Raw genomic sequence first — 21268 nt, forward strand, 5'->3', positions numbered from 1 at the left:
TGCCCGGCAACCCGGTCAGCGCCTACGTCTCGTTCCAGGTCTTCGCCCGGCCCGCGATCGCCGCGCTGCAGGGCTACGACGGGCTCGGCCTGGAGACGGTGCAGGCCGAGCTGACCGGGCCGCTGCGCTCGCCGGCCGGCCGGCGGTCCTTCGTGCGCGGCGTGCTCGACCGGCCGGGCGGGCGGGTGACCCCGCTGACCGGGCAGGGCTCGCACCAGATTGCCACGCTGGGCCGGGCCAACGCGCTGGTCGTGGTGCCGGAGTGGGTCGTGCAGATGAGCGAGGGCGACACCGCCGAGGTGATGGTCCTGCCGTGACGAGCGAGAACGCGGGCTCCGGCCACTTGGGGCTCACGCACGTGGACAGCGCCGGCCACGCGCGGATGGTGGACGTGTCCGGCAAGGAGGTCACCGCGCGTTCGGCCTGCGCGACCGGACGGGTGCGGCTGTCGGCGCGGGCGGTCGCGGCCCTGCGCGCCGGGGAGGTACCCAAGGGCGACGCGCTCGCCGTCGCCCGTATCGCCGGGATCGCCGGCGCCAAGCGGACGCCGGACCTGATCCCGCTGTGCCACCCGATCGCCCTGTCCGGGGTGAAGGTGGACTTCTCCTTGCGGGACAACGAGGTCGCCATCACCGCGACCGCGAAGACGAGCGACCGCACGGGCGTGGAGATGGAGGCGCTCACCGCGGTCGCGGTCGCCGGGCTCACCCTGCACGACATGATCAAGGCCGTTGACCCCGCGGCCGCGCTGGACGCCGTGCGCCTGGAACGCAAGGACGGCGGCAAGACCGGCACCTGGACCCGACCGGAGGACCGATGACGCGTACGGCACGGGTGGTGACCGCGTCCAACCGCGCGGCCGCCGGCGTCTACTCGGACAAGACCGGCCCGCTGATCACCGGCTGGCTGCGCGACCACGGCTACGAGGTCGGGCCGGCCGAGGTCGTCCCGGACGGCGAGCCGGTGCGCGACGCGCTGCGCTCCGCGGTCGCGGCGGGGGTCGACGTCGTGATCACGACGGGCGGCACGGGCATCTCGCCGACCGACCGCACGCCGGAGATGACCGCGTCCGTGCTGGACTACGAGATCCCCGGGCTGGCCGACGCCGTACGTGCCGCGGGCCTGCCGGCGGTGCCGACGGCGGTGCTCTCCCGCGGCCGGGCGGGCGTGGCGGGCTCGACGCTCGTCGTGAACCTGCCGGGCTCCACGGGTGGGGTGAAGGACGGGCTGGGCGTGCTGGCCGACGTCCTGGACCACGCCGTGGACCAGGTCCACGGCGGCGACCACGTCCGGTCGGCGGCGGAGGCGGCCCCGGCGCGCGTGCTGCGCGCCGAGATCAGCGAGTCGCCGCTGGCGGTCGAGGAGCACGCGAACCTGGTCGAGGAGGCCGCCGCGGGCGCGGTGGTCACGTTCGCCGGGGTGGTCCGCGACCACGACAAGGGCCGCGGCGTGGTGGACCTGGACTACGAGGGCCACCCGAGCGCGAAGGCCGTCATCGAGGAGGTCGCCACGGCGGTCGCCGGGCGGCACCCGGGCCTGCGGGCGGTCGCGGTCAGCCACCGGATCGGCGCGCTGGCGATCGGCGACGTGGCCCTGGCGTGCGCGGTGGCGGCCGAACACCGCCAGGAGGCGTTCTCGGCGTGCGCGGACCTCGTCGACGACGTCAAGCGGCGGCTGCCGGTCTGGAAGCACCAGAACTTCACCGACGGCACCGACGAGTGGGTCAACTGCCCCTGAGCGCCCTGCGCGCCTCGGCAGGGCCCTGAGGCGCCTCGTCGCCCCGTCGTGCCCCGTTGTGCCCCGGTGTGCCCCGGAGACGCCGAAGGGCTCCACCGCCGGGGGATTTACGCGGTGGAGCCCCTCAGTGCTTCGTGGCGTTCGCTACGTCACGGAGCAGCTCACTTGGTGGCGATCTTCTGACCCACGAGGATCAGGTCGGGGTCGCCGATGAACTGCTTGTTCTTCTCATAGAGCGCCTGCCAGCCGCCCGTCACCTTGTGCTGCTTCGCGATCTTGGTCAGCGTGTCGCCGGCCTTGACCGTGTAGTCACCCTTCGGGTTGGACTTCGCGAGCACAGGCTTCACCGGAGCGGACTGCACCTGCCGCGGGGCCTCGTACGAGGTCGACTCATTCGAGCTCGACTGGTTCGAGCTCGACTCGTTCGAGGACTGCTGCTGCTGTTGCGGGGCGCTGTAGCCCCCGCCGCCACCGGACGAACCACCACGGGCGCCACACACCGGCCACGCGCCGATGCCCTGGCTCTGCAGGACGTTCTGCGCCACCCGGATCTGCTCCGAACGCGAAGCGTTGGCCGGGTTGCCGGAGCCGCCGTTCGCCTCCCAGGTGCCCTGGGAGAACTGCAGGCCACCGTAGTAGCCGTTACCCGTGTTCGTGCCCCAGTTGCCGCCGCTCTCGCACTGAGCGATGGCATCCCAGTTGACCGGATCGGCCTGGGCCGGGGCGGTGGCGACCGCCAGCGGAACACCGATCACGGCGCCGGCGACGACGACGCGCGCGATGTTGCGCAAAGACGGCTTGCGGTGCTTGCCTACGTACGCCATTTCGCTCTCTGCCTCAACGCCTACGCGTCCTGCGCTGTGGGACCGACCTTCGGGGAGGTCGAGCCGGATATCCGGCGCCACGCCTCGCTTCGGGGGCTCGTCGTGTTCCCTCGTCCCGGTCCAGAGGATCTCTTTCAGTCGGGGGTATTTCTGCGAGTGCCCGCCGGACCGGGCTAGGCGTTACGGACACTCGGGTCTTGCGTGGTTGGTCGAGACCAACCGGAGGCGACGGTACGTAAGCAATTCGAGGATTGGAAATTGAGAGCGGTGTGACCGTCGTCACAGTAACGCTATTTGAAGCGATTCGATCGCGATTGTTCACGCAGGTCAGCGCGGTGCTGCTTGTTGTTTAGGGGAGTGAATCTCATGCGGATAATTCAGTAGATCTGAGGCGCGTGTCACGTGCACCGGCCGCCGATTGCCGGTGTGGTAAACCGTTGCCCGAATGGTTGACGACAGCCCTCTGAAATCGCTTCGTTACCTGCTGCAATGCGATAACTAATGCGGGGGACGATTCGACGGCGAAGTCGTCCGCCGAATCGGGGTGTCAAACGGCGATTCGTCTCGGCGTGTCACCGTTTTTTGTATACGGTCTACGGTTGCTGTGCGTTTCTGGTTGTCCACAGACCTCAGGCGCTCGCGCCGATCTCGTCGGTCGTCGTGGCCAGAGTGGTGATCGGGGGGCCGCCGGCCGCCGTTGATCTTGGACAGGCTGTGTCGTCGCAGGTCAGCCGCTTGTCATCAGACGTCAAGGGGGTTGCGGCTGAGGCGGTCGGCGTGCACCTCGCTCGCAGACCGCCTGGCCGGCGCAGGCTGTGTGGCGCGCGGCGGTGCTCAGCCGCCCGCGAAGGGGGGCAGCACGTCCACCTCGGAGCCGTCCGGCAGCGGGTTGGCCTTGTCCCGGACGGCGACCCCGTCCAGGAGGAAGCTGCAGGCGGTCAGCACCCGCGTGAGCGCGTCGCCGTGGCGGTCGGCCAGGTCGGCTACCAGGTCCCGGACCCGGGCGTCCGCCGGCAGCCGGACGGTCTCCTCGTTGACGCCCGCCGCGGCGCGGGCTCCGGCGAAGTAGCGCACCCGCACGGTGGTTGCGGCGGCTGTGGTCACATCCACAAGGTTAACCGCCGCGACACGCGGGCCCGGCGGGGCGTGCGGGACGATGTGGCCATGGCCTGGACCTACCTGATGGACATGGACGGCGTGCTCGTGCACGAGGAGCACCTGATTCCCGGGGCGGACAAGCTGATCGAGGAGCTGCGCGCCAAGGAGATCCGCTTCCTGGTGCTGACCAACAACTCCATCTACACGCCACGTGACCTGCGCGCGCGGCTGCACCGCACGGGTCTGGACGTGCCCGAGACGTCGATCTGGACCTCCGCCCTCGCCACGGCCATGTTCCTCGACTCCCAGCGCCCGGAGGGCTCGGCGTTCGTGATCGGGGAGGCCGGGCTCACCACGGCCCTGCACGAGATCGGCTACGTGCTGACCGACCGCGACCCGGACTACGTCGTCCTCGGCGAGACGCGGACCTACAGCTTCACCGCGATCACCACGGCCATCCGACTCGTCGAGCAGGGCGCACGGTTCATCGCCACGAACCCGGACGCCACGGGGCCCTCCCGGGAGGGCTCCCTGCCGGCGACGGGCTCGGTGGCGGCGCTGATCGAACGGGCCACCGGGCACTCGCCGTACTTCGTCGGCAAGCCGAACCCGTTGATGATGCGTTCCGCCCTGCGCACGCTCGGCGCGCACTCCGAGTCGACGTTGATGATCGGCGACCGCATGGACACCGACGTGCGGTCCGGGCTGGAGGCCGGCCTGCAGACGATCCTGGTACTGACCGGGATCTCGAACCCGGAGACCGCGGAACGCTTCCCGTACCGCCCGAGCCGGGTGATCGACTCGGTCGCCGACCTGGTCGGCCGCGCCGACGAGCCGTTTCCCGAGCCGTAGACGTACGAAACCCCGGTCCCGGACGGTGCCGCCCGAGGGGACCGGGGTTCCGCATGTTCCCGAACTGACCGCCGCTCCCACCACGAAGCGACGTGATTAGGCTAGCCTAACTTAACCGGATCCGGCAACCATTGACCAGCGACGGTCAAGCGGCGTCCTGCTCGAGCTCCTGCGCGACGGGTTCCGGCGCCCGACGGCGGAAGGCGAAGCGCGGCATGATCCGCTCGCGGACCTGGACGCCGCCGCGCCGCGCGAGCAGCACGCCGCACACCGCCGTGCACACGATCGCGACGATGCCGCCGAGCACGAACGGTGAGCGGCCGCCGAACTCCGCCGCGAGCCAGCCGGTCATCGGCCCGCCGATCGGGTTGCCGCCCATGAACACCAGCATGTACAGCGACATGACCCGCCCGCGCATCTCCGGCGAGGTGCCCAGCTGGACGGTTCCGTTGGCCGTGTTGATGAACGTCATCATCGCCACCCCGCAGGGGATCAGCGCCAGCCCGAACGTCAGGTAGCTCGGCATCAGCCCGGCGACCGCCTCGAGCACGCCGAACGCCAACGCCGCGCCGATCAGCAGCCGCAGCCCCGGCCGCCGCCGCGTCGAGCGCCGCACCGCCAGCACGGCGCCGGCGAACGTGCCCACGGCCAGCAAGGTGGACAGCAGTCCGTAGCCGTCGGCCCGCCGGTGGAAGACGTTCGCCGCCGCGATCGCGAGCGTCGTGTTGAACGTGAACGCGAACGTGCTGACGCAGAAGATCAGCACGAGCACCGCAAGGACGTCCGGCCGGCTGCGCACGTACCGCAGCCCCTCGAGCAGCTGGCCGCGCCGGCGCGCGGGCTTCGGGTCGCGGTACAGCTCCGCGGGGTTCATGCGCCCCAGGTTGACGATCACGGCCACCGTCGACACCGCGTTGACCAGGAAGACCCAGCCGGTGCCGGTCCAGATGATCATCAGGCCGGCGATCGCCGGGCCGACGATCCGCGCCATGTTGAACGTCGACGAGTTCAGCGCCACCGCGTTGGTCAGCTGCTCCTTGCCGACCATCTCGCCGACGAACGACTGCCGCACGGGCGGGTCGAACGCGGTGAACACGCCGAACACGAAGCACAGCACGTAGACGTGCCACAGGGCGACGAGCCCGCTCACGTCGAGCACCCCCAGCACGAGCGCACTCGTCGCCATGCCGCTCTGGATGAGCATCAGCATGCGGCGCTTGTCGTGCCGGTCGGCGAGCACGCCGGCCCACAAGGTCAGCAGCAACGTCGGTACGAACTGCAGGGTGACGGCGATACCGAGCGCCACCGGGTTGTAGCCGGACAGCTCCAGCACCAGCCAGTCCTGGGCGATGCGCTGCATCCAGGTGCCGACGTTGGAGATCACCTGGCCGGACGCGAACAGTCTGTAGTTACGGACGCGCAGCGACCCGAACATGCTGCGGCGTGATGTGTTGGCTCTTCCCACTAATCCTGTTGGCTCGCCATCCGGTCCAGGATCTCGGCCGCGCGCGACAGGAGCTCCCGGTCCTCTTGGGACAGCTCCGCAAGCTTCTTGTCCAGCCACGCTTCGCGCGCCGAGATGTCGGCCAGGATGAGAGCGCTCCCCTCCTCGGTGATCTCCACGATGGCCTGCCGGCCGTCACTCGGATGCGGTCGTCGGCTGACGTAGCCGGCCTCCTCGAGAGCGGCGATCACCCTTGTCATGGAAGGGGGTTGAACGACCTCCTTGGCCGCGAGCTCACCTGGCGTGAGCGGGCCGCACTTGTGCAGACAGAAAAGCGCGGAAAGTTGGGTGAGCGTCACCGAGGAGCTGGTCCGCTGGCCGCGCAGCCGGCGGTTGAGCCGCACCGTCGCCAGCCGCAGGCGGCTGGCGAGCGAGCGTTCGGCTACGTCCTGCTCCGTTCTCGACACATCGTTAGCATACCTCACGAATTGCGCTGCGTCACAATGATCAGCGACGCGATCACGTTGAGTCGATCACGTTCGCCGATCACGCGGCAGCGTTCGTCGGAGCTCAGCCGATGGCCGCCTCGATCGGCCCGATCGCGAAGTACACCGCGAACAGGATCGCGACGATCCAGATCAGCGGGTGCGTGCCGCGTGCCTTGCCGGTCGCCACCCGCAGCAGCACGTAGCTGATGAAGCCCGCGCCGATGCCGTTGGCGATCGAGTAGGTGAACGGCATCACGACGATCGTGAGGAACGCCGGCAGCGCGATCGTGAAGTCGGTGAAGTCGATCTCCTTGATCTGCGCCATCATCAGCACGCCGACGACGATCAGGGCCGGCGCCGCGGCCTCGACCGGAACCGCCGCGTAGAGCGGGGTGAAGAACATCGCGGCGATGAACAGCAGGCCGGTGACGATGTTCGCGAGCCCGGTGCGCGCGCCCTCGGCGATGCCGGACGCGGACTCGATGTACACGGTGTTCGAGCTCGACGACGCCGCGCCGCCCGCCACCGCGCCCAGGCCGTCCATGAACAGCGCCTTGCCGGTGTTCGGCAACCTGCCGTCCGCGTCCAGCAGGCCGGCTTCCTTGCCGAGCCCGGTCATCGTGCCGATCGTGTCGAAGAAGTCGGTCAGCACCAACGTGAACAGGAACAGGACGGCCGTGATGACCGGCACCTGCACCCAGGCGTCGAAGTTGAAGTTGCCCAGCAGCGAGAGGTTGGGGGCGCCGACGACGTTGTCCGGCAGCGCCGGGTAGCCGAGGTTCCAGCCCTTCGGGTTGGTGCCCGCGGACGGCCCGGCGTTCACGATGGCCTCGACGATGATCGCGATGACCGTCGTGGCCAGCACGCCGATCAGGATGGCGGCCTTGACCCGCTTGGCGACCAGGATGCCGGTGATGATGAGGCCGATGACGAACACGAACGTCGGCCACGACGCGATCGAGCCGTTGATGCCAAGTCCGACCGGAACGGTGGTGTTGGCGGCATCCGGCAGCCGGCGGACGAACCCGGCGTCGACGAGGCCGATCAGCGTGATGAAGAGGCCGATGCCGACCGCGATCGCGGATTTCAGCGACGCCGGCACTGCGTGGAACACCATCGTTCGGACGCCGGTCAGCACGAGGATCAGGACGACGACTCCGTTGAGCAGCACCAGGCCCATCGCGGCGGCCCAGCTCATCTGGGGCGCGATGGAGTACGCGACGAAGGCGTTGATGCCGAGTCCGGTGGCCAGCGCGAACGGGAAGTTCGCGACAAGTCCGAAGAGGATCGTCATGACGCCGGCCACCAGCGCGGTCACGGCGGCGACCTGTCCGGCGGGCAGGATGTCGCCGAACGCGTCGTCGTGGGTGGCGGGGTTGTTCGGGTCGGCCGTGAAGCTGCCGATGATGAGCGGGTTCAGCACCACGATGTAAGCCATGGTCACGAACGTGACAAGGCCGCCGCGGATCTCCCGCCCCATGGTGGAGCCGCGCTCGGAGATCTTGAAGAAGCGATCCAGCCCCGACGAGGACTCCGTCGTGCTCGACGCTGTCGTGTTCGCCATGAGGCGGTAGCCTCGCGCATGTGGTAGGCCCAGCGGAACCCGACGCGCCAAAAGATATTGAGAAGTCACCTCCACCCCCACTTTCGGCGCGCCTGCTGGCACTTCCGCCGGTTGTGTATACCGGCACGGCACTCTGGTTGGTCGCGCTGGTGGTTTTGCTGATCGCCCGGTACGGCTACGATGCCGGCCCGCCGATCTGGCTGTGGACCGCTCTCGCCGGCTTCGTGCTCGGCCTCATCGGCATGCCCATCATGGCCTGGCAGCGCCGCGCGTCCCGCCGCGGCGCGAAGGGCGCGCAGCGCAACCTCTAGCGGAGCACGCCTTCCGGATCGTCCAGCAGGGCCGCGAGCAGGTGCCGGTCGGCCCAGCGGTCCGCGGCCCACGCCAGCCCGCGGGCGAGGCCGGCCGTCGAGTCGACACAGTGCAGCACGCCGTCGTCGACCCACCACGTCACCTCGTGACGGGCGAGTCCGATTCGCACGGTCAGCCGGTCGTGCACGCGCGGGCCGCCGTCCGGCACCGGGATGCCGGCCAGGTCGCACGCGTCGACCACGGCGCCGAGATCGGCCCAGCGCACCGTCTCCGCCGGTTCGGCGACGGTCCCGACGACCACCTCGGACGCGAGCGGCAGGTCCAGCAGCTCCGCGAGCGGCTCGGCGAGCGCGAAGTCGTCGCCGGCCGTGATGACGCGCTCCGGTTCGACCACGCCGAGCACCCAGGGGCTGTCGAGCACGAGCCCCTCGGCGGCGGGCACGACCTGACCGGTCAGCGAGCGCGCGGCGTGCGGCGGTTCGAGGTCGCGAGCCGACAGCGTGCCGTCGCGGACCGCCCGGGCGAGCGCGGCGTGGGCGCGGATCGTGGCGCCGGCGCTCACCTCGCGCTGCGGGTCGCCGAGGCGGTCGAGGAGCTCGTCGTCGGTGACGTCGAGCGTGGTGCGCACGCCGATCGCGGCGAGAACCGACGGGTCGACGCCGACCGGGGGGACTGGGTCGTAGAGGCCGGCGAGGTCGTGGGCGGTGTCGAGCCGCCACTCGCGGGGCGGCCGGCCGGCGAGGAGCGCGTGGTGGGCGATCCACCAGCCGGTGTAGCCACCGGGTTCGTGGAGGGCCTGCCACGTCTCGGGCTCGCCGGCGAGGAGCCGCAGCGCGGCGGGCCAGGCCTCGTCGGCGACGAGGTCGAGGTCGCGGACGGCGTTGACGCGCGCCGGCGGTTCGGGCTGGTCGTCCCACCAGTCGGCCTCGTCGGCGAGGTCGTGGTCGGGCCCGGTCGGTGACTCGTCCTGGACCAGCGCGAAGCCGTCGAGCACGCCGACCGCCCTGAGCGACGCAGGTGGCCAGCTCCGGGCGACGTCGTCGTCGAGGACGCCGAGCGGGGAGTCGTCGTCGAGGACGTCGAGGAAGGGGGCCTGGGGGAGGGCGAGCTCGTCGGCGCGGCGGTGGTCGCCGGTGTCGTCGGGCAGGGCGAGGGCGCCGAGCCACGGGTGCTCGCCGGGGCGGGCGCCGGCCTCGCCGACGAGCGTCAGGACGGTGTCGCGGAGCTTGCCGACGTCCAGGCCGGACTCGGCGTCGTCGAGGCTGCGCTCGACCGCCTCGCGGGTGGCCTCGAGGAGGTCCGCGGGGCTGGCGTGGCGGGCGCCGAGCCGTTCGAGGATCGGGTGCACGGCGTCCGGGTGGACGATGGGAAGGTCGACCTCGAGCGCGGTGTCGGCGATGAGCGTGCCGCGTGGCCCGGGGAGGGTGCGCCCGTCGGCGAGCGGTACCGGCAGTGCGCCGAGCGCCTCGCGGGCGGTCTTGTCCACGTCGGCGATCGGGGCGAGGGCGTCGTAGAGCCGGTGCCACCAGTCCGGTGGCCGGTCGATCCCGGTGACCCGCTCGACGATGTCGGCGACGGTCAGGCGGGTGACGTCGAGGGCCTGGAGCTTGGCGTCGTGTTCGGCCGTGGTGATGCCCTCGATGGTGTCGTCGAGGGCGTCGACCAGCTGGCGGCTCGGGACGGTCGTGGCGTGGCGGGGTTCGACGGTGCCGGTTCGCGTCGGGAGCCAGGCGGTGGTGCGCAGCGCCTCGGTGACCTTCGCGCGCAGCTGTTCGTCCACTTCGGACAAGGGGAAGCCGGGCGCGGGGACGTAGGCGACCCGTCGTTCGGGTTCGGTCAGCTCGAGCAGCCTGGGATACGCGTTCGCCGCGTGCTCGAGGACGGTGTCGGTGGCCCGGCCCGGCCGGACGTGGCGCCGGTCGGCCTCGATGGGGAGGGTGGCGATGAGGCGGGCCGGGATCGAGAGGCGCTCGTCGGTGGGGGTGGGGGCGTGCAGCACCTCGTCGGTCAGCGGGCCACGGGTGCTGGCCGCCCAGCAGATTGTCCACTGTGGACGAGCTTCGGTGCCCAGCCCGGTGAGGTCGGCCAGCTCCCCGCGCTCGCGGACGACGAGCCAGTCGGTCGTGCCGTCCGGGCCGTGGACGCTGGTGCGGGGTCCGTCGTCCCGACGCCAGGCGTGCTCGCCGATCTCGATCGTGCGCAGGCCGTCGAGGGCGAGGAGGAGGTCGGTGGCCTGCCGCTCGAACTCACGCCGCAGCTGTGCCGCGTCGACGCCTTCGCGGAGCGGCAGCCGGACCTCGGTGTCGAACCCGGCAGGCGGCTGCTCGTCGGTGGGCCAGGCGAGCCGGAGCACGGGAACCCGCCCGTCGCGCCCGATGGCCTCCCGCGTTCGCTGAGCGGAGAACGCGACCGCGCCGCTCGTCGAGACCACCCGAGGAGCGTCGCAGACGGCGAGCACGGCGGCGAACCCGACCCCGAACCGCCCGACCCCTTGCTGCTTGGCCGAAGCCCGCAGCGAGGCGAGCGAAGCCACCCCGTCGCGATCCAGGGCCCGTCCCGTGTTGGCGACCCGCAGCTCCCCGTCTACAAAGGACACCCGGAGCCGGCCGTCCTGTCCGGCCGCGTCCGCGGCGTTCTGCGCCAACTCGACGAACAGCCGGTCCCGGTAACCGCCGAGGAAGAGGTCCTCTTCGGCGTTGGCATCCTCGCGGAAGCGGGTAGGGGAATCCCGCCACGAGGCGAGCACGGACTCACGAAGAGCCCCGGTACCGAACGGATCAGTCACCCTCGGACCGTCGCTCAACCCCACCCCAAGGCGACCACCCGAGCACCCGCCGCGCCCCGTCATCCGGGTCGGCCGTGCCGGTGTCCGGCTCGGTGCCCGCAGTCTCGCCGGCTGGCTCACCCGGCGAGTCCTCACCCGCGGCCTGCTGGACGTGGCCCTGCTCGTCCTGCTCAGCCCCGGGCTGCTCGCCCGGCGCGTGCTCGGCGTACTGGTCGGTGGCTTGCTCGGGGTGGTCCTGGCCGGTGTGCTCGGCGCTGGCCCGCTCGGCGACATTGGCATGCTCGATGTCCGCCGGCTCATCGCCGGCGGCCGACTCGGTCAGCTGCGTGATTGCTCCAGCCTGCGCCGCGTCGCCTGCTTCCTCGGTTATCGACTGCTGCTCAGCCTGTTCCGGCTCGTCGCCGTTCTGCTCCGAGTACGGGATCGGCTCGCCGGCAACGCTCTCCCGCTCATTGGCGGCGGCTGACTCCGCATCCGCGGCGTCGCCGGCCCCCGGCTGTGCGCCGGCCTCACTGCCGATGACAGGCGAGCCGGGCTCATCTACCACCGGTTCGACGGACGTGCCCTCCGCAGTCGGCTGCTCGCCGGGCTGGTCTGCCACGGATTGCTGCTCGTCTGTCGCCGGGCCCGCGTCCGCGGTCTGGTCGCCTGTCTCCAGGTTCGTGGCGGTCTCCGCCGCGCCGCCGGTGATGGGTGCGCTCGGCTCGGCGTCGGCGGTTACCTCGCTCGGCTGCTCGCCGGGCTGGTGCGCGGACGGCTCCTGGCCGCTTGTGGCGGGGTCGGTGGGCTCGGTTTGGTCGCCTGTCTCCAGGTCCGTGCCCGCCTGGGCCGGTCCAAAGTCGAACGGGCCGGGCTCGACGTCCGTTGCCGGTGTTTCGGCGGCGGCGGTCTGGTCGCCGGTCTCCGGCTCGGCGCCGGCCACCGGTGGCTCAGCGGTGTCGGTGGGCAGATCCGCCGCCGGCTGCTGATCGTCGATCGTGGTCGTTTCGGCCGCGGCCTGGTCGGCTGTCTCCGGCTCGGCCGTCGCGGCGGCTGGTTCGCCGGTGCTCGGCTCAGTGCCCGCCGGCTGCCATCCGGACGGAGCCGACGCTTCGGCGGGCACCGCCGACTGGTCGCCGGTCGTGACCGGCTCGCCTTCGATGGCGGCCGCTTCCGCTGTCTCCTCGACCTGTTCGCCGACCTCGACCGGCGGCTGGACCGTGCCGGCCGGCAGTTGATCCTCGCCCGCGGATGGTTCGGCATGCTCGGTGACCGCGTCGGTCGATTCCGGCAGCTCGTCCTGCTTGGCGGCGCCTTCGGGGCGGATCCACGGCGTCAGCGTCGACGGCTCGGCCGGCGCGTCCAGCGACGTCTCGGCCGTGACCACCGGCTCGAGCGGCGCTACGGCCTCGGCGGCCGGCGGCTCGGGCGCGGTGCCGGCAAGCGGCTCCGCGGTCTCGGCCGCCTCGGTGGTGGGCGCCTCGGTGGTGGGCGCCTCGGTGGCCGCTGATGCGGCGACCGCGTCCGCTGCGGTGTCGGCGGTCTCGATCGCTTCGGCCTCGGCGCTAGGCGTCTCGGTGGCCGCCGGTTCGGCGACTGCCGATGCTGCCGGGTCCGCAGGGGACGCCACCGTCTCGGCGACTTCGGCCTCGATCGTCGACGGTTCGGCGGCGACCTCTGCGGAGTCGGGTGGCACTTCTGCGGTCTCGCCGCTCGGCGTCTCGATGGATGGCGCCTCGGTGGCCGCTGGTTCGTCGACCGCGTCCGCTGCGGTGTCGGCGGTTCCGGGCGCTTCGGCGCTGGGCGCCTCGGCCGGTGGTGCGCCGGTGGTCGCCGCCGTCTCGGTGGCCTCGGCGGGTGGCGCCTCTGTGGTCGACGGCTCGGCCGTCGCCTCGGCCGCGGTGTCGGCTGGAGCCTCGGCGGTCTCGGTCGCGTCGGCGGTTGGCGCTTCGGTGGCCGGTGCTTCGGTGGTCGGTGCTTCGACCGGCGAGGGCTCGGCGGCCGCCTCCGCTGCGATGTCGGCTGGGGTCTCGGCTTCGGCGGCTTGCGGCTCGACCGTCGCCTCGGGCGCGACTTCCGGCGCGGCCTCGGCCGGTGATGCCTCGGTGATCGGCGGCTCGATGGCCGACGGCTCGGCGACTTCGGCCGGAGGCTCGGTCGCCTCGGGCTCGACGGGGGGCGCCTCAGCGGTGCCGGCGTTCGATAACTCGCCGACGTTCGCCATCGCGGCGGCGGGCGCCGCCGAAGCAGCCTCGGGGGACGACGGCAGTGGCTCGAGGTCCAGCTTGGCGTCGTCGTAGATCAGGTTGGCCACCAGGACCGGGGAGACCTGCTCCACCTCCGCCTCGGAGTGGGCGCCGCAGCCGTACTCCGCATGCACCACGTGGCCGTCCGCGGGGGAGATCTCGTTGCCGCACGTGCCGAAGGCCGCCCGCAGTGAGCCGGCCAGCGGCAGGTAGAAGCCGCACGTTCCACAGTGCGCCGGCGCGCTTCGGGCCATGTCCGACCGCGGGCCGAACTCGCTCTGCTGCCAGCGGGTCGCCGCCTCCTGGCGGGCCGGGCGGGCCATCACCCGCGGCCGCCCCAGACCGGCCTCTAACGCGATCTCCTCGACGGCCGGGTCGTCGGACTGAAGGTACGACGGGACCAGCCGGGGGTCGTCCGGTGCGGTGGGCAGGAGGTCGCCGACGCCGAGGTCGCCGGCTTTCACGCGCATCTCCCACGGCACCCACTCGGGCGCGACCAGCGCGTCGGGGCCGGGCAGGAGGACGACCTCGCTGATCGTCACGTCCGTCTCGGGACCGGCGCTCGCTACCGTGACCGCCCAGCGCCAGCCCTGGTAGCCGGGCTTGTCGGCCTCGAACAGGTGGGTCACCGCGGTCTCGCCCTCGACCTGGGCACCTACGTGCGCGCCGACCTCCTCGTCCGCGGCCTCCTCCTGGGCGGCCGCGCGCGCGAGGTCGACCTCACCCAGCAGGGCGTGGTCCCGCAGCTCAGGCTCCGTCGCACTCATCGGGCACGATTGTGCCGCACCGCCCCCCAACTCATGTAAGGCTGGTCCCGTGCGGGCTCTTCTCGCCGCCGTCGCGGCCCTCCTCGTGGCCGCCTGCGCGCCCGCCGACCCGTCACCGCCGACGCCGAGCGCACCCACGAGCCTCAAGGCCGACGTCCTCGAAACCCTTCCGCACGACCCCAAAGCGTTCACCCAGGGCCTCGAGATCGACGACGGCGTCCTCTACGAGGGCACCGGGCTCGAGGGCGAGTCGAGCATGCGTGCCACCGACCCCGACACCGGACAGGTCGAGAAGTCCACGCGGCTGCCCGCGGACATGTTCGGCGAGGGCATCACGGTCGTCGGCGACACGATCTGGCAGCTCACGTGGCAGGACGGCGTCGCGATCAAGCGCGACCGGAGGACGCTCGCCGAGCGCGGCCGGGCGAGCTATGCCGGCGAGGGCTGGGGACTCTGCCACGACGGCAAGCGGCTGATCATGAGCGACGGCACCGACCGGCTCACCTTCCGCGACCCCGCGACCTTCGACGAGACCGGCCACACGGACGTCACCGACGCCGACGGCCGGCCGATCGACCAGCTCAACGAGCTCGAGTGCGTCGACGGCGACGTCTACGCGAACGTGTGGCGGACCGACCGGATCGTCCGGATCGACCCGGAAACCGGCAAGGTCACCGCGACCGTCGACCTCACCGGGCTTCTCCCCGCGGAGGACCGCGCGGGCACCGACGTCCTCAACGGCATCGCATCGATACCGGGCACCGACGAGTTCCTCGTCACGGGGAAGTTGTGGCCGGCGATGTTCCGGGTGCGGTTCGTCACCGACGGCGATTGACATGCCCTGGCCGTGCGAGCCGTCAACACCTCATGCGAGCTCGTCTTACGGCAGGATGGAAGAGTGATTCGTTCCGGTTCCGGTGACCAGCAGCCGGACGGCCGCAAGGGCCGTTCCGGCCGCAAGCGCCGCCGTAGCTGGACCGACCAGCAGCAGCCCGCGATCCGGCCCAAGCCCACGCTGCCCTACGAGCAGCCGCCACGCCCGGCACCGCCGCGCGAGGAGCCGCTGACCGGCGCGATCCCGGGCGCGCCCGCCTACCCGTCCGAGGACCAGCGGCGCACCCAGCCCGTCCGGCGCCAGCCGCCGCCCGCACGCAACTGGCGCGACGAGCCGCCCGCGCGCAACTGGCGCGACGTCCCGCCACCCCGCCGCCGGCTGCCCGGCACACCACCGGAGACCTACGGCCCGGACGGCTACGCGCCGGACCACCCCGAGGCCCAGCGCCGCGACGCACCGGCAGACCGCCAGGCCGACCCCCGGCGCGAACGCCCGGCCGCCGCCCCCAACTACCCGAAGAAGCTCACGGTCACCCGCGTCGCCGCGATCCGTGGACGGCAGCTCACCAACAACGCCGTGCGCGCGTTCCGCCGCGCGGCGAACGCCGACGGCGCCGACAAGTCCGGCCTCACCGCGCTGACCTACGCCACGATGCTCAACTACGCGAGCGACGCGGCCATGGCCGTCGCGCTCGCGAACACGCTGTTCTTCTCCGCGGCCAGCGCCGACGCCTCCAAGACCAAGGTGGCGCTGTACCTGCTGATCACGGTGGCGCCGTTCGCCCTGGTGGCGCCGGTGATCGGCCCCGCGCTCGACCGGATCCAGCGCGGGCGGCGCCTGGCGATGTGCGCGGCGTCGGCCGGCCAGGCGCTGATGTGCGTGATCATGGCGGTCAACTTCGACACCTGGCTGCTGTATCCCGCCGCGCTCGGGAAGATGGTGCTGTCCAAGTCCTTCACGGTGCTGAAGGCCGCGGTCACCCCGAGGGTCGTGCCGCCGGAGATCACGCTCGCCAAGACCAACGCGCGGCTCACCGTCTTCGGCCTCGCCGCGGGCGCGGTGTTCGGCGCGGTCGCCACGCTCGTCCTGCAGATCTTCGACTCGCCGGGCGCGCTGTGGTTCACCACGCTCATCTGTGTCGTCGGCGCGTTCCAGGCCATGCGGATCCCGGCGTGGGTCGAGGTCACCGAGGGCGAGGTGCCGGCCTCGTTGTCGGCCAACCCGGAGAAGGCGAAACGCCAGCCGATGGGCCGGCAGGTCGTGGTCGCCTTGTCCGGCAACGCGACGGTCCGGGTGCTGACCGGCTTCCTGATGATGTTCGCCGCGTTCGCGGTGCGCGCGCAGACCGAGGGCGAGCCGTTCATGCAGCTGCTGCTGCTCGGCGTCATCGCGGGCGCGGCGGGCGCGGGCAGCTTCATCGGCAACGGGATCGGCGCGCGGACGCACCTCGGCCACCCCGAACAGGTGGTGCTGGGCTGCGTCGTCGGCTGCCTGGCCACGTGCCTGGTCGCCACGATCCTGCCCGGCATCGGCACGGCCGCGATCGTCGGCCTCGTCGGCGCGACGGCCAGCGCCATCGCGAAGAACAGCCTCGACGCGGTGATCCAGGACGACCTGCCCGAGGAGTCGCGCGCGTCCGCGTTCGGCCGCTCGGAGACCGTCCTGCAGCTCGCCTGGGTGTTCGGCGGGGCCATCGGCGTCCTGCTGCCCCCGACGTTCTGGGTCGGCTTCCTCGTGATCAGCGTCCTGCTCGCGCTCGGCCTGGTCCAGACCATGCTGAACCGCCGCGGCCAGTCGCTGCTCCCGTGGTTCGGCGGCGACCGGCCGATCCGTCCGTGGCGCCCGGGCCAGCCGCGGAAGTTCACGCCCAGCCCGGCCGTGCGGGAGGCGCCGGACCAGCGCACGTAGGCTCGTCGCCGTGCGCAAGCTCGTCCTCGCCGCGGCCGTCCTGGTCCTCGCCGGATGCTCGGCCGCGCCCGAACCGCCGCCCGCGCCACCGAAGGTCGACTTCACCGTGGCGGCCGGTACCGTCACCGCGAAGCCGTTCCTCTACTGCACCGTCGAGGTGCAGGACTGCAAGCGCGACACCGCCGCACAGGTCAAGCTCAAGGCGGCGCCCGGCACACCGGTCCGCGTGCGCGTGCCCAAGGAGATCGCGGACACGCCGTGGTCGGTCGTGATCCAGTACCGCACGGCGGCCGGCGTGCAGCAGGATCCGCGGACCGTGGCCACGTTCGGGCCCGGCAAGCAGGACTCCTTCGACGCGAAGCCGCCCGCCGCCGGCGACCAGCTGCAGACCGTCGAGGTCAAGCAGGCCGGGGGCAAGCTGGTGCAGGGGGAGGACGGCCCGGAGGCCGTGACGCGCGCGGTGTGGTCCGCCCAGGTCGAACCCGCCTAGGGATCCAGCTCGCGGGCGACCGCGCGCACGACGTCGGCGATCCGCTTGGTGGCCTTGCGGTCCGGGTAGCGGCCGCGGCGCAGGTCCGGCTGCACCTTGGCCTCCAGCAGCTTGATCATGTCCTCGATCAGGCCGTGCAGCTCCTCGGCCGGCCGCCTGCGTGCCTCCGCCACCGACGGCGGCGGATCCAGCAACCGCACGGACAACGCCTGCGGACCGCGGCGACCGTCGGCCACGCCGAACTCGATGCGCTGGCCGGCCTTCAGCCCCGGCACTCCCGCCGGCAGGGCAGACGACCGGACATAGACGTCCTCGCCGCCATCCTGTGTGACGAACCCGAAGCCCTTCTCCGAGTCGTACCACTTGACCTTTCCGGTCGGCACAACGGTCACCTCCACACAAACGAACGCGCCCTAGGGCGTACCCAGGACGCGTTCGTCCAGCCTAGGCCACCTCGGGGCGGCGGGGGTAGCCGGTTTGCCTGCTATCCGTGCCGGATCAGCCGGTCACCTCGTGGATGCACAGGATGTTGCCCTCGGTGTCGCTGAACCACGCCGCCTTCTCGCTGCCCATCTCCGCGACGTGGTCGACCGTCTTCAGGCCGGGCAGGTCGTAGTCGGCGAACCGGACACCGCGGCCCTCGAGGTCGCGGATCTCACCCGCGATGTCGGACACCTCGAAGCTCAGCACGGTGTGCGCGCTCTGTGCGCCCGGCTCGGCATCCATCAGCCCGATCGCGTCGCCGTTGCCGGCGTCGAAGATCCGGCTGCCGTCCGCCCCGGTCGCCTTCGCGTGCAGGCCGAGCGTGTCGCCGTAGAACCTCGCTGCGCGTTCCATGTCGGACACCGGAAGCATGGTGGTGGTCATGGCCTTGGTGAGCATGTGGCCTCCTCGTGGCCGGGCGCCCTCGTTCGGACGGGCGCGGCTCACCCATGCTGCGCCATTCGGCCCAGCGTGGCCACGTTCGCTTCGGTGCCGGACCGGCCGGTCACGCCCGGTCAGGCGTGCTTGGCGGCCGCCGCGGTTTCGAGGCCCAGCAGCTTCACCGACTCCTCGCGCATCTCCACCTTGCGGATCTTGCCGGTGATCGTCATCGGGAACTCGTCGACGATGTGCACGTAGCGCGGGACCTTGTAGTGCGCGAGCTTCCCGGTGCAGAACTCCTTCAGCGACTCGGCCGTCAGCGGGGTGGCGCCCTCGCGCATCTTCACCCACACCATGAGCTCCTCGCCGTACCGCTCGTCCGGCACGCCGATCACCTGTGCGTCCTGGATGTCCGGGTGCGTGTAGAGGAACTCCTCGATCTCCCGCGGGTACACGTTCTCGCCGCCGCGGATCACCATGTCCTTGATCCGGCCGGTGATGTTGAGGTAACCCTCCTCGTCCATCACCGCGAGATCGCCGGTGTGCATCCAGCGCGCGGCGTCGATCGCCTCGGCCGTCTTGTCCTGCTGCTCCCAGTAACCCAGCATCACCGAGTACCCGCGCGTGCAGAACTCGCCCGGCGTGCCGCGGGGTACGGTCAGCCCGGTCTCCGGGTCGATCACCTTCACCTCGAGGTGCGGGTGCACTCTGCCCACAGTGGACACTCGGCGGTCGACGCTGTCGTCGGCGCGGGTCTGCGTGGACACCGGCGAGGTCTCGGTCATGCCGTAGCAGATCGTCACCTCCGCCATGCCCATCCGCTCGATGACCTGCTTCATCACCTCGACCGGGCACGGCGAGCCGGCCATGATCCCGGTGCGCAGCGACGAGAGGTCGTGCGAGGAGAACGACGGGTCGGCGAGCTCGGCGATGAACATCGTCGGCACGCCGTAGAGCGAGGTGCACCGCTCCGCCGCGACCGCCTCGAGCGTGGCCTTCGGGTCGAACGCGGGCGCGGGGATCACCATGCACGCGCCGTGCGACGTGCACGCGAGGTTGCCCATGACCATGCCGAAGCAGTGGTAGAACGGCACCGGGATGCAGACGCGGTCGGCCTCGGTGTAGTTGCACAGCTCGCCGACGAAGTAGCCGTTGTTGAGGATGTTGTGGTGCGACAGCGTCGCGCCCTTGGGGAAGCCGGTCGTGCCGGACGTGTACTGGATATTGATCGGGTCGTCGGCGGCGAGGTTCTGTTGCAGCTCGGCCAGGTGCGCGGCCGACCCGCCGCGGCCGGCGGCGACCAGCCCCGTCCACTCCTCGCTGCCGATCAGCAGCACGTCGCGAAGGTTCGGGCACTCCGGCCGCGCCTCTTCGATCATGGCGGCGTAGTCGGACGTCTTGAAGCTGCGCGCGGCGACCAGCGTGCGGATGCCGGCCTGGTTGAGCACGTACTTCAGCTCGTGCGTGCGGTAGGCCGGGTTGATGTTGACGAGGATGGCGCCGATCTTGGCGGTGGCGTACTGCGTGAACGTCCACTCGGCACAGTTCGGCGACCAGATGCCGACCCGGTCGCCCTTCTCGACGCCGAGGTCCACCAGGCCCAGTGCCACGGCGTTCACCTCGTCGGCGAGCTCGCGGTAGGTCCACCTTCGCCCGCTCGCCCGGTCGACGAGCGCGTCGCGGTCCCCGTGCGCGGCTACGGTGCGGTCGAAGTCGTCACCGATCGTGTCGCCGAGCAGCGGCTTGTCCGACGTGCCGGACACGTAGCTGACCTGGCTGGGAACGGTCGTCATTGGGCGCACCTCCTCGTGCGGGCCTCCTGCGGCACCGGTCCCATCTTGCCTCTAGTCGACCGCCTCGTCAGCCTCCGCCGCCGGCCGCTCCTCCCCGGCGGTTTCCTCCTCGGCGTCCTCGGTGTCCTCTGCGTCCCCGGTGTCCTCGACGTCCCCGGTGTGTGACTCGGCGGGTGGTTCGGCCGGTGGCTCGTCCCGCGCCTCGGGCTCGGCCGGTTCGTCCTCGCGGTCGTCGGTGTACGGGAGCCGCACGACCAGGCACGGGCCGCCGACGAACACGCCGCCGTCCACGCCCAGCACCAGGCCATCCGCGTACTCGAACGGGGCCTCGATCTGCGCCGGGGCCACGCCGAGCTGGTCGGCGATGACGCTGTGTCCGTGCACGACCTGCTTGCCGCCGAGCACGGCCAGCAGCTGGCTCGCGACCTCGCCGCCGTGCGGGCCGCGGAAGGCGTGCCGCGTGGTCAGCCGGCGCCAGACCTCCCACCAGTCGACGATGTCCTCGCCGTGCAGGACGTCCTGGATGCCGGTGTTGATCTCGTCGATGCCGCCGCCCCACACCAGGTACTCGACGGTGTCGGAGTGCATCAGCAGGTGGTCGCCGACGAGCGCGAGCGCGGGCCGCGAGCTCAGCCACTCGATGTGCTCGCCGGTGACGGCCTCCTGGTCGGTGATCTGGCCGCCGTTCATCTCCCAGCTGCGCGCGAAGCTGCGCGGACCGAAGTCCGACGGCACGTCGGTCTCGCCGAAGCGGTGCATGCCGAGCAGCAGGATCTCGTGGTTGCCGAGCAGCGCCTCGACCTGCCCGCCGGCTTCCTTCGCCTCCCCGGCAAGGCGCATGACCAGGTCGATCACGCCGATGCCGTCGGGGCCCCGATCCACGAAGTCGCCGAGGAACCACAGGTGGGTGTCACCGCCGGACCAGGTCGCCTCGTCGTCGACCAGTCCGGCGTCGGCTAACGCCCCGAGCAGCTCGTCCAGGTGCCCGTGCACGTCGCCGACCACGTACGTGGTTGGCCCGTCCTCCTGCACACCGCGACAATATGCCAGGTAGCAGAGCGTTGCCGAAGCTGCCTCAGATCACCGTCCACGAGTGCACCGGCTCGTTCGACGACGCCAGCTCGATGTAGCGCCGCAACATGCCCACCAGCGCGGCGTCCCGGTCCATCCCGCGGTCCTCGAGGCGAGCGACGGTCGCGCGCTGCCACGTGGATCCCGTGCGCTGCGCGAGACACCGCTGTTCGATCACGCCGAGATACCGCTCCCGCACCACATCCGAGAC

General features: G+C 71.5%; 17 protein-coding genes and 3 pseudogenes. 8 read left to right on the forward strand and 12 right to left on the reverse strand.

Annotated features, from left to right (window positions below):
- The 3 genes and pseudogenes from VH969_RS19260 to VH969_RS19270 all read left to right on the forward strand — a co-directional run.
- Positions 1–317 (forward strand): annotated as a pseudogene (locus VH969_RS19260) (molybdopterin molybdotransferase MoeA); the annotation flags it as partial.
- The gene (gene moaC, locus VH969_RS19265) at positions 314–820 is read left to right on the forward strand and encodes a cyclic pyranopterin monophosphate synthase MoaC (protein ID WP_331976119.1); all 507 of its coding nucleotides are present in this window, start codon (positions 314–316) and stop codon (positions 818–820) included. The pseudogene VH969_RS19260 and the gene moaC, both read left to right, overlap by 4 nt.
- Positions 817–1737: a molybdenum cofactor biosynthesis protein MoaE gene (locus tag VH969_RS19270; protein ID WP_331976121.1), complete on the forward strand. Its 921-nt coding sequence runs from the start codon at positions 817–819 to the stop codon at positions 1735–1737. The genes moaC and VH969_RS19270 overlap by 4 nt, the downstream gene beginning before the upstream one ends.
- 161 nt (positions 1738–1898) lie before the next feature.
- Here VH969_RS19270 and VH969_RS19275 read toward each other — a convergent pair whose 3' ends face one another.
- Complete coding sequence (locus VH969_RS19275) at positions 1899–2561, reverse strand: transglycosylase family protein (protein ID WP_331976149.1); 663 nt, start codon at positions 2559–2561, stop codon at positions 1899–1901.
- 834 nt (positions 2562–3395) lie between these two features.
- Entirely contained in the window at positions 3396–3665 is a 270-nt protein-coding gene (locus VH969_RS19280; RefSeq protein ID WP_331976123.1) for a MoaD/ThiS family protein, read from the reverse strand.
- Between the two features lie 60 nt (positions 3666–3725).
- On the opposite strand from VH969_RS19280, the gene VH969_RS19285 reads away from it, so the two are divergent.
- The gene (locus VH969_RS19285; RefSeq protein ID WP_331976125.1) at positions 3726–4511 is read left to right on the forward strand and encodes an HAD-IIA family hydrolase; all 786 of its coding nucleotides are present in this window, start codon (positions 3726–3728) and stop codon (positions 4509–4511) included.
- A gap of 145 nt (positions 4512–4656) precedes the next feature.
- On the opposite strand, the gene VH969_RS19290 is transcribed toward VH969_RS19285, so the two are convergent.
- The 3 genes from VH969_RS19290 to VH969_RS19300 all read right to left on the reverse strand — a co-directional run bounded on the left by VH969_RS19290 (position 4657) and on the right by VH969_RS19300 (position 8007).
- Positions 4657–5946 carry an MFS transporter gene (locus tag VH969_RS19290; protein WP_331976127.1) on the reverse strand — a complete coding sequence of 430 codons (1290 nt, stop codon included), beginning with the start codon at positions 5944–5946 and terminating at the stop codon, positions 4657–4659.
- A gap of 29 nt (positions 5947–5975) precedes the next feature.
- Positions 5976–6422: a MarR family winged helix-turn-helix transcriptional regulator gene (locus VH969_RS19295; RefSeq protein ID WP_331976129.1), complete on the reverse strand. Its 447-nt coding sequence runs from the start codon at positions 6420–6422 to the stop codon at positions 5976–5978.
- Between the two features lie 103 nt (positions 6423–6525).
- Positions 6526–8007 (reverse strand): NCS2 family permease, encoded by a 1482-nt coding sequence (locus VH969_RS19300; protein ID WP_331976131.1) that lies wholly within the window; start codon positions 8005–8007, stop codon positions 6526–6528.
- Between the two features lie 20 nt (positions 8008–8027).
- On the opposite strand from VH969_RS19300, the gene VH969_RS19305 reads away from it, so the two are divergent.
- Positions 8028–8318 carry a DUF2530 domain-containing protein gene (locus VH969_RS19305; protein WP_331976133.1) on the forward strand — a complete coding sequence of 97 codons (291 nt, stop codon included), beginning with the start codon at positions 8028–8030 and terminating at the stop codon, positions 8316–8318.
- Here the strand turns inward: VH969_RS19305 and VH969_RS19310 are convergent.
- Together VH969_RS19310 and VH969_RS19315 are read right to left on the reverse strand one after the other, a co-directional pair.
- Positions 8315–11167, reverse strand: a complete 2853-nt coding sequence (locus tag VH969_RS19310; RefSeq protein ID WP_414638571.1) for a sacsin N-terminal ATP-binding-like domain-containing protein — start codon at positions 11165–11167, stop codon at positions 8315–8317. The genes VH969_RS19305 and VH969_RS19310 overlap by 4 nt on opposite strands.
- Positions 11097–14234, reverse strand: a complete 3138-nt coding sequence (locus VH969_RS19315; protein WP_331976137.1) for a DUF3027 domain-containing protein — start codon at positions 14232–14234, stop codon at positions 11097–11099. The genes VH969_RS19310 and VH969_RS19315 overlap by 71 nt, the downstream gene beginning before the upstream one ends.
- Here VH969_RS19315 and VH969_RS19320 point away from each other — a divergent pair.
- The 3 genes from VH969_RS19320 to VH969_RS19330 all read left to right on the forward strand — a co-directional run bounded on the left by VH969_RS19320 (position 14146) and on the right by VH969_RS19330 (position 17329).
- On the forward strand, positions 14146–14931 hold the full coding sequence (locus VH969_RS19320; RefSeq protein ID WP_414638572.1) for a glutaminyl-peptide cyclotransferase: 786 nt from the start codon (positions 14146–14148) through the stop codon (positions 14929–14931). The genes VH969_RS19315 and VH969_RS19320 overlap by 89 nt on opposite strands.
- A gap of 63 nt (positions 14932–14994) precedes the next feature.
- Positions 14995–16839 (forward strand): MFS transporter, encoded by a 1845-nt coding sequence (locus tag VH969_RS19325; RefSeq protein ID WP_331976139.1) that lies wholly within the window; start codon positions 14995–14997, stop codon positions 16837–16839.
- A gap of 10 nt (positions 16840–16849) precedes the next feature.
- Positions 16850–17329 (forward strand): DUF2771 family protein, encoded by a 480-nt coding sequence (locus VH969_RS19330; protein ID WP_331976141.1) that lies wholly within the window; start codon positions 16850–16852, stop codon positions 17327–17329.
- Here the strand turns inward: VH969_RS19330 and VH969_RS19335 are convergent.
- The 5 genes and pseudogenes from VH969_RS19335 to VH969_RS19355 form a co-directional block, all read right to left on the reverse strand.
- Positions 17326–17712, reverse strand: coding sequence for a cold-shock protein (locus VH969_RS19335; protein WP_331976143.1), 387 nt, complete (start codon positions 17710–17712; stop codon positions 17326–17328). The genes VH969_RS19330 and VH969_RS19335 overlap by 4 nt on opposite strands.
- Before the next feature lie 115 nt (positions 17713–17827).
- Positions 17828–18211, reverse strand: a complete 384-nt coding sequence (locus VH969_RS19340) for a VOC family protein (protein WP_331976145.1) — start codon at positions 18209–18211, stop codon at positions 17828–17830.
- 116 nt (positions 18212–18327) lie between these two features.
- Positions 18328–19986 (reverse strand): AMP-binding protein, encoded by a 1659-nt coding sequence (locus VH969_RS19345; RefSeq protein WP_331976147.1) that lies wholly within the window; start codon positions 19984–19986, stop codon positions 18328–18330.
- A gap of 237 nt (positions 19987–20223) precedes the next feature.
- Positions 20224–21018, reverse strand: a pseudogene (locus VH969_RS19350) (metallophosphoesterase); the annotation flags it as partial.
- A 43-nt stretch (positions 21019–21061) separates the two neighbouring features.
- A pseudogene (locus tag VH969_RS19355) lies at positions 21062–21268 on the reverse strand (glutamate--cysteine ligase); the annotation flags it as partial.

This window comes from Actinophytocola sp. (assembly GCF_036555685.1).
GTDB lineage: Bacteria > Actinomycetota > Actinomycetes > Mycobacteriales > Pseudonocardiaceae > Actinophytocola.